Source organism: Variovorax sp. (genome assembly GCF_965279555.1).
In the GTDB taxonomy this organism is placed as follows: domain Bacteria; phylum Pseudomonadota; class Gammaproteobacteria; order Burkholderiales; family Burkholderiaceae_C; genus Variovorax.
The window spans coordinates 304,601-318,696 of the sequence record NZ_OZ257247.1 but is presented as its reverse complement, the minus strand read 5'-3'; the positions used below and the strand labels follow the sequence as shown (position 1 = coordinate 318,696).

Below are 14,096 nucleotides of genomic sequence, written 5' to 3'. Positions count from 1 at the left end.
GCCCCGCTCAGGAAGCGATCAAGGTCTTCAGGTCCGACACCATGGCCGGCACGCCGGCGCCATAGCGTGCGTAGAGCCGCAGGCGGCCCTGGGTGTCGTACACGTAGCTCGCGGCCGAGTGGTCCATCGAGTAGCTGGTCGGCGTCTTGCCCTCGACCTTCTTGTAGTAGACCTTGTAGTCCTTCGCGAGCGCGACCAGTTCGTCGGCGGTCGGGATCAGCGCCACGAAGCTCGGGTCGAACGCGCCCATGTAGGCCTTGAGCACCTCGGCCGTGTCGCGCGCCGGATCGACGGTGACGAACAGCACCTGCAGCTTGTCGCCGTCCTTGCCGAGCTGCTGCTTGATCTGCGCCATCTCGGTCATGGTGGTCGGGCAGACGTCGGGGCACTGTGCGTAGCCGAAGAACATCACGACCACCTTGCCCTTGAAATCGGCCATGGTGCGGACCTTGCCGTCGGCGTCCTTCAGCGAGAAGTCTTTCGCGTAGTCGGCGCCGGTGATGTCCACCGCATTGAAGCTCTGCTTCTGTTCGCTGCAGGCGGAAAGCCCCAGGCCCAGGGTCGCGGCAACGCCCACCCAGCCGGCGCTTCCGGCGATCAATCTGAGAGCGTTCCGCTTGTTCATGGAAAAGACGTGTTCAGTGGATGTAGTGATCGACGAGCAGCGCCAGGAACAGCACGCTCAGGTGGATCAGCGAGAAGCGAAAGGTCTTTCGCGCCAGGGCGTCGGAGTAGTTGCGCCACAACGCGAACGCATAGCCGGTGAAGCCGATGCTCACGGCCACGGCCACCGCAAGGTACAGCCAGCCGCTCATGCCGTAGATGAAGGGCATCAGGCAGGCCGCGAACAGGATGAAGGTGTACAGCAGCACCTGCAGCCGCGTGAACTCGTTGCCGTGCGTGACCGGCAGCATCGGCAGGCCCGCCTTGCGGTAGTCCTCGACGCGGTAGAGCGCCAGCGCCCAGAAATGCGGCGGCGTCCACAGGAAGATGATGAGGAAAAGGATCAGCGCCTCCGGGCCCACGTCGCCCGTCATCGCGGCCCAGCCCAGCACGGGCGGCATGGCGCCCGATGCACCGCCGATCACGATGTTCTGCGGCGTCAGCGGCTTGAGGATCACGGTGTAGATCACCGCGTAGCCGACGAAGGTGGCAAAGGTCAGCCACATGGTCAGCGGATTGACCGTGAACCACAGCAGCGCCGAGCCGACGGCGCACAGCACCGCCGAGAAAACCAGCGCCTGCAGGTCGCTGAGCTGGCCGCGCGCGGTGGGGCGCCAGGCGGTGCGCTTCATCTTGGCGTCGATGCCCTTCTCGACCAGGCAGTTGAACGCCGCCGCCGCCCCCGCCACCAGCCAGATGCCGACGCAGGCCAGCGCGCCGCGCTGTACGTCGGCCCACGACGGCATGCCGGGCACGGCCAGCACCATGCCGATGAAGGCGCAGAACACGATCAGCTGCACCACGCGCGGCTTGGTCAGCGCGTAGAACTGGCGCAGCACGTTGGCGGTGCTGCTTTGCTGAACGGAAATCGGGGTACTCACGCGGCGGCCTTCCTCTGGTTGTTGTTGTCGCGACCGGTTGCATTGTCACTGGCGCGCGCCATGCGTGCCTCGGGCACGGCGCGCCGGCTCTCGCACAGCGCCCACGTCAGCACCACGGCCAGCGCCGCGGCGCCGCCGGTGTGCAGCACGGCCGCCGCCAGCGGCCAGCCGAGCAGCACGTTGCCCAGGCCAGTGGCCAGCTGCAGCAGCGCAAGACCTGCCAGCCAGCGGGCCTGCGGTTTCAGTGAGTCGATGCGGCGCAGGCGCCATGCCAGCACGCCCAGGGCGACGAAGACGGCATAGGCCATCAGCCGGTGCGCATAGTGAATGGCGGTGAGCGCCGAAAAGTCGAGCGGCTGGCCTTCGCCGGTCACGCCGAGGTGGCGCCAGATCTCGAAGCCCTGCGCGAAATTCATCGGCGGCCACCAGCTGTCCTGGCAGGTCGGGAACTGCGTGCATGCGAGCACCGCATAGTTGGTGCTGACCCAGCCGCCGAGGGCGATCTGCAGCACGAGCAGCACGGTGGTGGCGATGAGCCCGTTGCGCAGTGCCGGCGACACCGCCGTCGGCAGCCGGCGCGCGGCCGCCTGCCGGTAATGCACGGCCTGGATGCAAAGCAACGCCAGCAGCACCACGGCGCCCAGCAGGTGCAGCGTGACGATCGCGGGGAACAGCTTCCAGGTCACGGTGAGCGCACCGAAGGCGCCCTGCAGGCAGACCCACACCAGCGTGAAAGCCGGCCACCAGGCGCTGAGCGTGGCGTGGTGATCGCCATCTTTCGACGACGAAGACGACGGCTGCGGCACGCGGCGCTGGCGGCGGCGCACGATCCAGGTCGCGCCTGCGAGCGTGAGGATCAGCACGCCGACGCCCGTTGCCAGGTATCGGTGAACCATCTCGACCCATGCCTTGCCATGCGTGACCGGACCGGTCGGCTGCGCACTCTGCGCCATCGCGATCTCGTGGCGCGCACCGTGCGGGCTGGCGTTGCCGTAGCAGCCGGGCCAATCGGGGCAACCGAGGCCCGAATCGGTGAGCCGGGTGAAGGCGCCGAACAGGGTCAGGTCGAAGGTCAGGAACAGCGTGAGCACGGTCAGCGCATGCAGCCGGCGCGCCGGCCCTGCGCCTGCGTTGCGCCGCCACACCCAGAGCAGCGGGCCGAGCGCGATCAGCACGCCCGCGGCCATGAGCCACGCGATCGGCGTGAGGTCGTAGAGCGAGCTCGTCGTGTCCATGCTGTGCTACTTGTCTGTCTATCTGCCGGCCTGTCAGCGGTCCGGCTTGTCCCACGACGCCGAGGCGCGCAGCAGGCGGTCGAGGTCGCGCTTGGCGCGGCTTGCGCCCGCGGCGTCCATGCGCGCCGGGAAACGCATCATCCAGTGGCCCATCGGGTCGACCACGTAGAGGTGTTCGGCCAGCGTATGGCCCGACACGGGAACCAGCCACTTGGCCAGTTCGTCGGCCGGCACGCGCAGCACGGTAGCGCCGTGCAGGCCGTTGTTCAGGCGTTCAGGCACGGGCGCGGCGTCGCTCACGAGCCAGACGCGGTCCATGCGGTCTTTTTCGCGGCCCAGGCTTTCGCGCAGTTGCCGCTGCAGGTAGAGCTGCTGCTCGCACAGCGCATCGCAAGAGGCATCGGCCACCGCGACCAGCAGCCATTGCCCCTTGAGGGTGGCCAGGTCGACCGGCGCGCCATTGCGATCAGTGGCAATGAACTTCGGCAGCTCGCGCTGCGGATCGATCAGTTCGCCGTAGACGCTGCGCCCCTCAGGCCGGATCACGTAGTAGGTGAAGTACGAGGCGATGACCGGCGCCGCGCACATCAGCATCACCGCGATCATCTTCCAGCGCCCGACGACCGTGCGCCGGCCCTCGGCGCCGTCGAGTGCCTGGTTCGGCGACGGCATGGAATGGACCGTCAGGCCCAGCGGCTCGTCAGAAGCGGCCATCGCGTGCGCGGCGTCTCGCGCGGCGGAAGGGTGTGATGAATTGGAACCAGACATAGAGGATGACGACGAGGGCCGACAGGCCGAACCACTGGAATGCGTAACCGTAGTGCCTCTCGAGGCCCAGCGCCGGGGCCGGCCAGTCTCGCTGCAGCCCCTCGGAGGCCGGCCCGGTCTGCTGCAGCGACACGTCGGTACGCAGCGGCATCTTGGTCTCGGCGCGGAAGGCCTCCAGGTCGAGATTTTGCCGGATGGGCGAATACCCTTCGACGGCCGGTGTCGGCGCGGCTGGCGCGGCCGGCGTGGCGGCTTCCGGCGTCGCCGCTGTTGCGGGCGCGGCTGCCGGTGCCGCGGGGGCGGGAGCGGACGTGCCCAGTTCCAGCAGATGGCTCGGCGGCGGCTCGATCAGGCCCGTGACCTCGACGATGCCTGCCGGCGTGTCGACCGCGCCCAGCTTCGTGCGGTCGACGAAATTGCGCTGCACCCAGCCGCGCTGGACCATCACCGTCTGCTCGGTGCCCTCGAGCGCGAACGGCGTCAGCACGTAGAAGCCGGGCACGCCATGCATCTGGCGGTTGTCGAGGTACACGGTCTGCGGCGTGAGCCAGAGGCCGCGCAGGCGCACCGGGCGATGCAGTTCGTCGGAAGGCTGCTGCAGCGCCAGGAACTCGGCCTGGGTCAGCGGGGGCTTCTGCTTCTGGGCATCGATGCTGGCCTGGAGCGCCTCTTTCTGCGCGGCGCGCGAGAGTTGCCAGCGGCCCAGCGAAACGGTGGCCGCCAGCGTCAGCACGGCGGCGATGGTGATCAGCCAGAAACGACCGGGACGGCGCCGGTCTTCGGAATACAGGGGTTGGGGAGTCACTGGAGGAAGCGGAGCGTGCGGCCGATAATGCGGGTCATGAAATATTTCGTCGCCCTGGTGTTCGTGGGCATCTTCGCGAGCCTCGCGTTTGCCCTGTTCTTCATGCTGAAGGACGGGCGCAACGGGCGCGCCAAGAGCGGCGGCATGGCGCGCGCCCTCACCTTTCGGATCGGGCTCTCGGTATTTTTGTTCCTCTGCATGCTGCTCGCCTGGAAACTCGGCTACATCCAGCCCACCGGACTCCCGCTCGGCAAGTAGGTGGTGCTCGTTCCACGAGAACCATGAAAAAGGCGCCTTCCGGCGCCTTTTTTGTGGAATGCCGCGAGGTGCTTCGATCAAAGCCAGTAGACCAGCATGTAAAGGCCGAGCCAGACCACGTCGACGAAGTGCCAGTACCAGGCCGCGCCTTCGAAGCCGAAGTGGCGCTCCGGCGTGAAGTGCCCCTTGCGCAGGCGCAGGGTGATGAACAGCAGCATCAGCATGCCGATGAACACGTGCAGGCCGTGGAAGCCGGTCAGCATGAAGAAGGTCGAACCGTAGGTGCCCGAGCTGAGCTTGAGGTTCAGTTCGGTGTACAGGTGGTGGTACTCGTAGCCCTGCACGCCCAGGAAGACCAGGCCGAGCAGCACGGTCATCCACATGAAGCGGATGGTCTGCGCGCGATGGCCGGCACGCAGCGCGTGGTGGGCTATGGTGAGGGTCACGCCCGAGCTCAGCAGCAGCGCGGTGTTGATCGTGGGCAGCCAGAACGGGCCGACTGTCTGGAAGGGCTCGACGATGCCGGCGGGCGAGCCGGTGGCGCCGGCAGCCATGCTGGGCCACACGGCCTTGAAGTCGGGCCAGAGGATTGCGTTGTCCAGGCTGCCGAGCGTCGGCAGCGCATGGGTGCGGGCCCACCACAGCGCGGTGAAGAAGGCGCCGAAGAACATCACTTCGGAGAAGATGAACCAGCTCATGCTCCAGCGGAACGACAGGTCCACCTTGTGGCCGTACTGCCCGCTCTCGCTCTCGCCGATGGCGGCGCGGAACCACACGAACAGCGTGCCGAGCCAGATCAGCATGCCCGCCAGCAGCGACCAGGCGCCCCACGCATGGCCGTTGATCCATTGCGCGGCGCCCAGGATCACGAAGAACAGGCCGATCGCGGCCGAGACCGGATAGGCCGACGGTCCGGGCACGAAGTAGTAGGGCGTGGCGCCGTGGGTGGTTGAACTCATATCAGCTGCTCCTGGCTTTCTTTCTTCTCTCGATTCAGTGGATTCTGCTCGTTCAGGCCGCGGCCACATGGCGCACCAGCAGCACCAGCGCGACCACGAAGACGATCACGGCCACGAACGCCACCGCAATGATGTGCAGCGGATTCAGCTTGCCCAGGTCTTCCTGGTAGGCGCTGTTCTTGCGAACGCCGAAGAACGACCACGCCACCGCCTTCACGGTGTCCCACAGCGAAGCCTTCGAAGCCTTCGAAGCTTTCGAAGCTTTCGGCCGTTCGGGCGACGTGGTCACGAGCGCGGCTCATTCGGGGCATTCGAAACAGCGGCGACCGGCGCCGCGGGCGTCTTGCCGCCCACCTCGAAGAAGGTGTACGACAGCGTGATGGTCTTCACGTCCTTGGAAATCTTGGGGTCGATCACGAAGGCGACCGGCCACTGCTTCTTCTCGCCCGGATCGAGCGTGTACTGGTTGAAGCAGAAGCACTCGAGCTTGTTGAAATAGGGCGCGGCTTGCTGCGGCGCGTAGCTCGGAATGGCCTGCGCGGCCATGCGGCGGTTCTGCACGTTCTGGAATTCGTACATCACCGTGTTGAGCTGGCCCGGATGCACCTGGATGGTCCGCTCCGCGGGCTTGAAGTCCCAGAGGCCACCGCGCACGTTGGAGTCGAACTCGACCGTGATCGTGCGGGTCATGTCGACCTGCGTGTTGTCGGGCACGCGCACCTTCTTGCCGCCGCTGGCGCCGCCGGGCACCTCGAGTTCAGAAAGCGCGAGGATGTTGATGCCCGTCATCTCGCAAATGGCGCGGTACATCGGCACCAGCGCATAGCCGAAGGCGAACATGCCGCAGGCCACGACAGCCAGCTTGCCGACCATGCGGACATTGGCGCGGCGGATGCGTTGACCGATGCTCATGCTGGTGCTCCCGTTCAGTGGCCGGCGGCTCAGCGCGCGCCGAACCAGACCATGCGCACGATGAAGCCGATGAAGAACACCACGGCGATGGAAGCCAGCGTGAGCCCCATGCGCCGGTTGTTGCGTTTCTGTTCGGGTGTCATCGCTTGGTGGCTGTTGCTGCCGCGAAGCCGGTCAACCGATCACCTTGGTGGCGGTCGCGTCGAGCTTGGGCGGGTTCTCGAAGGTGTGGAACGGCGCCGGCGACGGCACTTCCCACTCGAGGCCTTCGGCGCCTTCCCACGGCTTCTGCGCAGCCTTCTCGCCCTTGCCGCGCATGGTCGGGAACACGACGAAAAGGAAGAAGTACACCTGCGCGAAGCCGAAGAAGAACGCACCGACCGAAGCCACGGCGTTGAAGTCGGCGAACTGCATGGGGTAGTCGGCGTAGCGTCGGGGCATGCCGGCCAGGCCCAGGAAGTGCATCGGGAAGAAGGTCACGTTGAACGAGATCAGCGACCACCAGAAGTGCACCTTGCCGCGCGTCTCGTTGTACATGACGCCGGTCCACTTGGGCACCCAGTAGTAGAAACCCGAGAACATGGCGAACAGCGAGCCGGCCACCAGCACGTAATGGAAGTGGGCCACCACGTAGTAGGTATCCTGCAGCTGCGTGTCGATGGGCGCGACGGCCAGGATCAGGCCGGTGAAGCCACCCATCGTGAACACGAAGATGAAGCCGACCGCGAACAGCATGGGCGTCTCGAAGGTCATCGAGCCCTGCCACATGGTGGCGATCCAGTTGAAGATCTTCACGGCCGTAGGCACCGCGATCAGCATGGTCGCGTACATGAAGAACAGCTGGCCGGTGAGCGGCATGCCGGTCGTGAACATGTGGTGAGCCCACACGATGAACGACAGGATGGCGATCGACGAGGTGGCGTACACCATCGAGGCATAGCCGAAGAGCTTCTTGCGGGCGAATGCCGGCACCACCTGGCTGATGATGCCGAAGGCCGGCAAGATCATGATGTAGACCTCGGGGTGGCCGAAGAACCAGAAGATGTGCTGGTACATCACCGGGTCGCCGCCGCCGGCGGGGTTGAAGAAGCTGGTGCCGAAGTGGCGGTCGGTCAGCGTCATGGTGATGGCGCCGGCGAGCACGGGCATCACGGCGATCAGCAGGTAGGCGGTGATGAGCCAGGTCCAGCAGAACATCGGCATCTTCATCAGCGTCATGCCGGGGGCGCGCATGTTGAGGATGGTGACGATGATGTTGATCGAACCCATGATCGACGAAGCGCCCATGATGTGCATCGCGAAAATGCCGGCGTCCATCGAGGGGCCCATCTGCAGCGTGAGCGGCGCGTACAGCGTCCAGCCCGCGGCAGGTGCGCCACCGGGCATGAAGAACGAACCCACCAGCATCAGCGCCGCCGGGATCAGCAGCCAGAAGCTGAAGTTGTTCATGCGCGCGAAGGCCATGTCGGAGGCCCCCACCTGCAGCGGGATCATCCAGTTCGCGAAGCCCACGAAGGCCGGCATGATGGCGCCGAACACCATGATCAGGCCGTGCATGGTGGTGAACTGGTTGAACAGCTCGGGGTTCACCAGCTGCAGGCCGGGCTGGAACAGCTCGGCGCGGATCAGCAGCGCGAGCACGCCGCCCACCATCAGCATCGTGAAGCTGAACAGCAGGTATAGCGTGCCGATGTCCTTGTGGTTGGTCGCGAACACCCAGCGGCGCCAGCCGGTGGGCGCGTGGTGGTCGTGATGCTCGTCGTGTGCGTGGTCGCCTGGGACTGCGTGACCGTGGGGGTCGAGGACTGCACTCATTTCGTTGTTCCTTGCAATTTCTTCGTCGCGGGACGCTGTCGCATCACTTGCCGCGCAGGGCGAGCACTTCGGCCGGCTGCACCAGCTGGCCAGTCTTGTTCGACCAGCTGTTCTTGGTGTACGTGGCCACGGCCGCGAGGTCGGTATCGCTCAGTTGCTTCCAGGACGGCATGGCGCCGTTGTTCTGGCCGTTGAGCAGCACATGCAGTTGCACCGTGTGGTCGGCGTCGAGCACCTTCGGGTCGCCGTCGAGCGCCTTGATCGGGCCCGCGCCCTTGCCGTTGGCCTGGTGGCAGGCGGCGCAGTTGGCAGCGTAGACCTTCTCGCCGCGAACCATCATGTCGGGCAGCGTCCAGACCTTGGTCGGGTCGTCGAGCTTGGCCGCGGCGATCTTGCGCTGGTCGGCCACCCAGGCGGTGTAGTCGGCGGCCGAGACCACCTTCACCTGGATCGGCATGAAGGCGTGTTCCTTGCCGCACAGTTCCTGGCACTGGCCGTAGTAGGTGCCGATGGTTTCGGCGCGGAACCAGGTGTCGCGCACGAAGCCGGGAATGGCGTCCTGCTTGAGGCCCAGCTGCGGCACTGCAAAGGCGTGGATCACGTCGTTGGCGGTGGTGATGATGCGGATCTTCTTGTTGACCGGCACCACCAGCGGGTAGTCGACCTTGAGCAGGTAGTCGTCGGGCATCGCGCCCTTGGCGCCGGCGTCGGACATGGCGCGCTGCGAGCTGTCGAGCGTGGAGATGAAGGCCAGGCCCTCGCCTTCGCCGTTCAGGTAGTCGTAGCCCCACTTCCACTGGTAGCCCGTGGTCTTGATCGTGAGGTCGGCGTTGGTGGTGTCCTTCTGGGCCACCAGCACCTTGGTGGCGGGCAGCGCCATGACGATCACGATGAGGAAGGGCACGATGGTCCAGATGACCTCGACCACCACCGACTCATGGAAGTTGGCGGCCTTGTGGCCCACCGACTTGCGGTGCTTCCAGATGGAATAGAACATGACCGCGAACACGCCGACGAAGATGACCGTGCACAGGATCATCATGATCGTGTGGAGCAGATGCTGCTCCTGCGCGATCTTGGTCACGCCGACCGGAAGATTCAACTGGCGCACCGAAGGGCCGCCGGGCAGATCGTTGACTGCGTGCGCCGCGCTGCTGAAAGCCGCGCCGGCCGCCAGCAACAGATTCGCCGGCCTGTACTTATTGCGCCAAATGCTCTTCATCGTGTTCACGTTTCTTCAATTTTTCGACAAACCCAACCGTGCAGCACTGCGCGAGCCCCCTCAGGCGCCACGCAACGCCATGCGAATCTCGCGGGCCAAAGCCGCACGCAACTCCGGGCGTACATAGCGCCCCACCCTGACCGATCGACCCTGCCCCGAGACCTCGATCAGCGAACGATCGCCGGCCTGGGGTTCGACCCGCACCTGGTGCGGAAGAAATTCCGTGCGCTCGTAGTGCCCGCCGTTCTCGAGCTCGACGACGAGGCGTCCCTCCTGCAGCGCGATCTTTTCGCCATCGGTCGCGTGCCGCGCGTAGACCATGAACGCGAATCCGACAGCGGCCAGTTCGAGCCAGGCGAAAGGCAGAACCAGCGGCGCACCGTGCAGCCAGAACAGGGTGCCGATGCCGAGCGATACCACGCACAGCGAAGCGTAGAGCCAGCCAAGCTGGCTCGGCGTCACCGAGCAGTTCCGCTTCAGGAACCAGTGAATGCTCTGGCCTGAAACGGTGGCAAATCGAAACACGGAATTCGACACGGGCGAGTTCAGCAAATCGGTGCGTCGACGGTCGCCAAACCCCTCGTACAAACAGGATCCGACACCCCTCGATCGCGGGACAATACCCGCGAGTTCCACGCAACGGCGGATTGTAGCGGGTAGATACCTGCGCCAGAGTGCCCTGTGGGACGCCTACGGGTCACTACTAGTAGGCAAGAAACGGCCTCTGCGCCTAGCGTTTTCGGCCACCGGCCGGCCAGCGATCAGGCGCCCGGACGACCCCGTTGCAGCATCGATCGCATCTCGCGCAGCGACACCGCGCTTTCGGCCGACAGCGACACGCGCGGCGCCGGCTTGAACGCATGGCCGTAGATGACCTCGAAGGTCAGCGCGATGCGCCCGCCACCCTCTTCGGCCGGCGCGAGGTCGGGCAGTGCCTTCTTCAGCGACTGGTGCCAGGCCTTGCCGCGCAGCGCCGGAAAACGCCCGGGGTGCAGGTTGCGGCCCAGCGTGCGCAGCTCGGCCAGTGCCGCCTCGGGCGTGGCCCAGGTCAGCACGATGCGCTCCATGTCCATCACGGGTTCGGCGAAGCCGGCATGGACCAGCATGTCGCCCCAGTCGTGCATGTCGGTGTACTCGTGGCCCGCGGCGGGCCAGCCGAGGCGGGCATGCAGCGCGCGCAGCTCGCGCACCGTGTCGGGGCCGAGGCACGAGAACATCAGGAAGCCGTCGGTGGCCACCAGCTTGTGCCAGTGCGCGATGAGTGCCTCGGGGTCGGCCGCCATGTGCAGCGACATGTTGGCCCAGAGCAGGTCGACGCCGTCTTCGGGCGGCGCGTCGAAACGTGCCTTGCCGGCCTGCCAGCGGCGTGCGCTCCACCACGGCGCGGCCAGCGCCTGGCCGGTGGCGGCCGCGAGCGCGGGCTCGGGTTCGATGACGAAGGAGGCGGCGTCCTTGTAGCGGCGAGCGACCAGTTCATGGGCTTCGAGGCCGCCGCGCAGCGGCGCCCAATTGGCCCAGGTGCGGGGCTGTGCCTTGATCCACTGCAGCCGGTCTTCCATGCGGCGGCCGATTTCCTCGTGCAGCCAGGGGGAGCCGTCGGCGGGTGCAAGGCGACGCCAGCGGGCAGCCGCCGTGGCATCGATGGTCGGCGGTCGTCGTGAGGGGTCGGTGGCCATGGGGCAGTGAGTATATTGAGCGATGTCCAGCCAGCACGCCCTGTGGCCTTTCCGTCCTTTCACCGCCCTGCTCGCGCGGCTGCCGAGCCAGTGCGCGGTCTGCCGCGCATGGCCCTCGCGCGCGGTGTGCGACGCCTGCGTGGCCCGCTTCGCCCCTCCCGCGGCACGCTGCGGCGGCTGCGCCCTGCCGTTGCCCGAGGGAGTGACCCGCTGCGGCGACTGCGTTGCGCATCCGCCGCCGCTCGACGCCTGCCTTGCCGCCTGCACCTACGCCTGGCCGTGGCCGGACGCCATCGCCGCCTTCAAGTTCCGCGGCGAGGCAGGCTGGGCCGCCCCGTTCGCCACGCTGATGCGCAGCGCGCCCTGGGTCGAACCGGCACTGGAGCAATGCGACCTGGTGCTGCCGATGCCGCTGGCGCCCGGCCGGTTGCGCGAACGCGGTTTCAACCAGGCACATGAACTCGCGCGACGCCTGTCCGCCGGCAAGACCGACGCGCGCCTGCTGCTGCGCACCCGCGAGACGCCGGCACAGAGCGGCCTCGCGCGCGCCGAACGCCTGCTCAACCTGCGCGGCGCCTTCGCCGTGGAGCCGCTGTGCGCGGAAAAAGTCAGTGGCCGGCGCGTCGTGCTGGTCGACGACGTGATGACCAGCGGCGCGTCGCTGTTCACGGCTGCCGAAGCGCTGCGGCTGGCCGGCGCGGCCCACATCACGGCGGTGGTGCTGGCCCGCACCGACCCGCCGCGCTGAGCCCGCGCCCTGGGGCGCCGACAATCGGCGCATGTTCCATATCGTCCTGGTCCACCCCGAGATTCCGCCGAACACCGGCAACGTCATCCGGCTCGCCGCCAACACAGGCTGCACGCTGCACCTGGTCGAGCCGCTCGGCTTTTCGATGGACGACCGCCTGCTGCGCCGCGCCGGGCTCGACTATCACGAGTACGCCGAGGTCAAGCGCCATGCCGACTGGCAGGCCCTGCTCGCCGCGGAGCAGCCCCCGGCCGACCGGATGTTCGCCCTCACCACCCGCGGCACCCGGGCCGTGCACGACGTGCGCTTCCAGCCCGGCGACTGGCTGGTCTTCGGCTCGGAAACCAGCGGTTTGCCGCCCGCCGTGCGCGACGGCTTCGCCGAAGCCCAGCGCCTGCGGCTGCCGATGCGCGAAGGGCAGCGCAGCCTGAATCTGTCGAACGCGGTGGCTGTCACCGTGTTCGAAGCCTGGCGGCAAAACGGCTTCGGGTGACATAAAGAAACAAAGTCGCAGGCTCCAGGCACGGCGGGAACGCATCTGATCGGGGATGCGGGCCGTATGGAAAGCATGCCGGACGCGAAACGCCCCGGCATCAGGTCCATCAACCCAGTTAGCCAGGAGTCTTGCAATGAACACCAAGCCGATCGCCCTTGCCGTCTTCGCCACGCTGGCATTTGCCGGCAGCGCCCAAGCCTTCCAGGGCGAGCAGAACCCGCTGCCGCCGGCCCCCTTCCAGTCGACGCTGTCGCGGGCGCAGGTTCAGGCCGACGCGCGCCAGCCGTTCAGGGTCACGAATGGCGGCACGGGCGCACTCCAGGCCCGCGACGGCAGCACCGACCGCGGCTCGGTACGCCAGAGCGCGCTGAGCATCACGCGCCAGGGCGCCGCCACCTACGGCGAAGTGACCGACCGCCGGATGTAAGAAAAAGGGGGGGAGGTCAGCGGTAGCGCCGCGCGACCGACTCCGCCACGCAGGCCGGCTTGGCCGCGCCTTCCAGCTCGATGGTGGTTTCCCAGGTCATCTGGAAACCATCGTCGGCAATGGGCTCGGAGCTCAGCAGCTTCATGCGCGCACGCAGCCGCTTGCCCACCGGCACCGGCGACATGAAGCGCACCCGGTTCATGCCGTAGTTCACGCCCATGCGCGACTCCACCACGTCGATGGCCGTCTCGAAGAATCGCGGCAGCAGCGACAGCGTGAGGAAACCGTGCGCAATGGGCGCGCCGAAAGGGCCGGCCTTGGCCCGCTCCACATCGACATGGATCCACTGGTGGTCGCCCGTCGCCTCGGCGAACTGGTTGACCTGCTCCTGCGTGATGGTGATCCAGTCGCTCACGGCGACTTCCTGGCCGACGCAGGCGGAGAGATCCTGAAGAGTCTGGAATGTCTTTTTGGTCATGCGGGCATTCTGGAGTCAAGGGTGGGCGGCCGGCTGTCGGGCTCGCGACAACCGGGCTCAGGGAAAACCGGGAGGCGCCTTCAGGCGTCGAGCCATTGGCAGATCGGCTGCCATTGCTCCAGGTCGCGCTGCACCCGGCCCGGGGCGATGTCGAACACCGTGAGCCCGCGCGCCGCGAGCTGCACGTAGTTCTGGGTGTCGCGCAATTCGCCGATCACCGGCACGCCGAGCCCCTCGATGAACTCGTGCAGCCGGTCCGCGGCCAGCGTGCGGGCGTTCACCCGCATGCCGACGAGGCCGATCTGGGTTTTTTCGGCACGGCGCTGTTCCTTGAGGCGGTCGAGAAAGTCGCGTGTCGCGTAGATGTCGAAGATGCTCGGCTGCAGCGGCACGATCACCCGGTCGGCCAGCGCCAGCACTTCCTTGAAGCGCCAGCCGTGCAGCCCGGCCGGCGTGTCCAGCACCGCGTGCGTGGTGCCGCGCGGCGGCCGCACCACGGTGCTGTCGCCGGTGGCTTCCCAGGTGGCGATGGGCCGGGCCTGGGGCGGGCGCAGGCCCAGCCACAGCCGGGAGGACTGCTGGCGGTCCACGTCGCCCAGCATCACGGCATGGCCGCGGCTTGCGAAATAGCCCGCGACATTCGTCGCGATCGTCGACTTGCCGACCCCGCCCTTGGGATTGGCGACCAGAACCACCGGCATAAGGCACTCCTCCAGAACTGGGACAGCCGGAATGGTAGTCGCTGGCGCGTTT

At 66.9% G+C, this 14,096-nt stretch carries 19 protein-coding genes; 4 read left to right on the top strand and 15 right to left on the bottom strand.

Going from position 1 to position 14,096, the window contains the following annotated elements:
• Window positions 1-7 precede the first annotated feature (7 nt).
• The 5 genes from ACQY8B_RS01555 to ACQY8B_RS01535 are packed head-to-tail and all read right to left on the bottom strand — an operon-like array spanning window position 8 to window position 4,352.
• Entirely contained in the window at window positions 8-625 is a 618-nt protein-coding gene (locus ACQY8B_RS01555; protein ID WP_422085097.1) for an SCO family protein, read from the bottom strand.
• 13 nt (window positions 626-638) lie between these two features.
• Window positions 639-1,544, bottom strand: a complete 906-nt coding sequence (cyoE, locus tag ACQY8B_RS01550; RefSeq protein ID WP_422085096.1) for a heme o synthase — start codon at window positions 1,542-1,544, stop codon at window positions 639-641.
• A complete protein-coding gene (locus tag ACQY8B_RS01545) occupies window positions 1,541-2,779 on the bottom strand; it encodes a COX15/CtaA family protein (RefSeq protein WP_422085095.1) in 1,239 nt (412 codons plus the stop codon). The genes cyoE and ACQY8B_RS01545 overlap by 4 nt, the downstream gene beginning before the upstream one ends.
• Before the next feature lie 33 nt (window positions 2,780-2,812).
• Window positions 2,813-3,493, bottom strand: a complete 681-nt coding sequence (locus ACQY8B_RS01540; RefSeq protein WP_422085094.1) for an SCO family protein — start codon at window positions 3,491-3,493, stop codon at window positions 2,813-2,815.
• A complete protein-coding gene (locus ACQY8B_RS01535) occupies window positions 3,480-4,352 on the bottom strand; it encodes an SURF1 family protein (protein WP_422085093.1) in 873 nt (290 codons plus the stop codon). The genes ACQY8B_RS01540 and ACQY8B_RS01535 overlap by 14 nt, the downstream gene beginning before the upstream one ends.
• A 27-nt stretch (window positions 4,353-4,379) precedes the next feature.
• Between ACQY8B_RS01535 and ACQY8B_RS01530 the strand changes: the two genes are divergently transcribed.
• Window positions 4,380-4,610 (top strand): twin transmembrane helix small protein, encoded by a 231-nt coding sequence (locus ACQY8B_RS01530; RefSeq protein ID WP_081269924.1) that lies wholly within the window; start codon window positions 4,380-4,382, stop codon window positions 4,608-4,610.
• A 77-nt stretch (window positions 4,611-4,687) separates the two neighbouring features.
• Here ACQY8B_RS01530 and ACQY8B_RS01525 read toward each other — a convergent pair whose 3' ends face one another.
• The 8 genes from ACQY8B_RS01525 to ACQY8B_RS01490 all read right to left on the bottom strand — a co-directional run bounded on the left by ACQY8B_RS01525 (window position 4,688) and on the right by ACQY8B_RS01490 (window position 11,194).
• The gene (locus tag ACQY8B_RS01525; protein WP_422085092.1) at window positions 4,688-5,569 is read right to left on the bottom strand and encodes a cytochrome c oxidase subunit 3; all 882 of its coding nucleotides are present in this window, start codon (window positions 5,567-5,569) and stop codon (window positions 4,688-4,690) included.
• A gap of 52 nt (window positions 5,570-5,621) precedes the next feature.
• Entirely contained in the window at window positions 5,622-5,858 is a 237-nt protein-coding gene (locus tag ACQY8B_RS01520) for a DUF2970 domain-containing protein (protein ID WP_422085091.1), read from the bottom strand.
• Window positions 5,855-6,481, bottom strand: a complete 627-nt coding sequence (locus tag ACQY8B_RS01515) for a cytochrome c oxidase assembly protein (RefSeq protein WP_106936887.1) — start codon at window positions 6,479-6,481, stop codon at window positions 5,855-5,857. Before ACQY8B_RS01515 ends, ACQY8B_RS01520 begins: the two co-directional genes overlap by 4 nt.
• 29 nt (window positions 6,482-6,510) lie before the next feature.
• Window positions 6,511-6,624 (bottom strand): cytochrome oxidase small assembly protein, encoded by a 114-nt coding sequence (locus ACQY8B_RS01510; protein ID WP_216639236.1) that lies wholly within the window; start codon window positions 6,622-6,624, stop codon window positions 6,511-6,513.
• Between the two features lie 31 nt (window positions 6,625-6,655).
• Entirely contained in the window at window positions 6,656-8,296 is a 1,641-nt protein-coding gene (ctaD, locus tag ACQY8B_RS01505; protein WP_422085090.1) for a cytochrome c oxidase subunit I, read from the bottom strand.
• Window positions 8,297-8,339: 43 nt separating this feature from the next.
• Window positions 8,340-9,518 carry a cytochrome c oxidase subunit II gene (gene coxB, locus ACQY8B_RS01500; protein WP_422085089.1) on the bottom strand — a complete coding sequence of 393 codons (1,179 nt, stop codon included), beginning with the start codon at window positions 9,516-9,518 and terminating at the stop codon, window positions 8,340-8,342.
• Window positions 9,519-9,578: 60 nt separating this feature from the next.
• Window positions 9,579-10,055 (bottom strand): DUF2244 domain-containing protein, encoded by a 477-nt coding sequence (locus ACQY8B_RS01495; RefSeq protein WP_081269930.1) that lies wholly within the window; start codon window positions 10,053-10,055, stop codon window positions 9,579-9,581.
• A 224-nt stretch (window positions 10,056-10,279) separates the two neighbouring features.
• The gene (locus tag ACQY8B_RS01490) at window positions 10,280-11,194 is read right to left on the bottom strand and encodes a biotin synthase (protein WP_422085088.1); all 915 of its coding nucleotides are present in this window, start codon (window positions 11,192-11,194) and stop codon (window positions 10,280-10,282) included.
• Window positions 11,195-11,216: 22 nt separating this feature from the next.
• On the opposite strand from ACQY8B_RS01490, the gene ACQY8B_RS01485 reads away from it, so the two are divergent.
• The 3 genes from ACQY8B_RS01485 (at window position 11,217) to ACQY8B_RS01475 (ending at window position 12,865) form a co-directional block, all read left to right on the top strand.
• Window positions 11,217-11,942 (top strand): phosphoribosyltransferase family protein, encoded by a 726-nt coding sequence (locus tag ACQY8B_RS01485; RefSeq protein WP_422085087.1) that lies wholly within the window; start codon window positions 11,217-11,219, stop codon window positions 11,940-11,942.
• A gap of 31 nt (window positions 11,943-11,973) precedes the next feature.
• Window positions 11,974-12,435: a tRNA (uridine(34)/cytosine(34)/5-carboxymethylaminomethyluridine(34)-2'-O)-methyltransferase TrmL gene (trmL, locus tag ACQY8B_RS01480; protein ID WP_422085086.1), complete on the top strand. Its 462-nt coding sequence runs from the start codon at window positions 11,974-11,976 to the stop codon at window positions 12,433-12,435.
• A gap of 136 nt (window positions 12,436-12,571) precedes the next feature.
• Window positions 12,572-12,865 (top strand): DUF4148 domain-containing protein, encoded by a 294-nt coding sequence (locus ACQY8B_RS01475; protein ID WP_422085085.1) that lies wholly within the window; start codon window positions 12,572-12,574, stop codon window positions 12,863-12,865.
• Between the two features lie 16 nt (window positions 12,866-12,881).
• Here ACQY8B_RS01475 and ACQY8B_RS01470 read toward each other — a convergent pair whose 3' ends face one another.
• Together ACQY8B_RS01470 and ACQY8B_RS01465 are read right to left on the bottom strand one after the other, a co-directional pair.
• A complete protein-coding gene (locus ACQY8B_RS01470; protein ID WP_422085084.1) occupies window positions 12,882-13,343 on the bottom strand; it encodes a MaoC family dehydratase in 462 nt (153 codons plus the stop codon).
• 80 nt (window positions 13,344-13,423) lie between these two features.
• Window positions 13,424-14,044, bottom strand: coding sequence for an AAA family ATPase (locus ACQY8B_RS01465; protein ID WP_422085083.1), 621 nt, complete (start codon window positions 14,042-14,044; stop codon window positions 13,424-13,426).
• Window positions 14,045-14,096 lie beyond the last annotated feature (52 nt).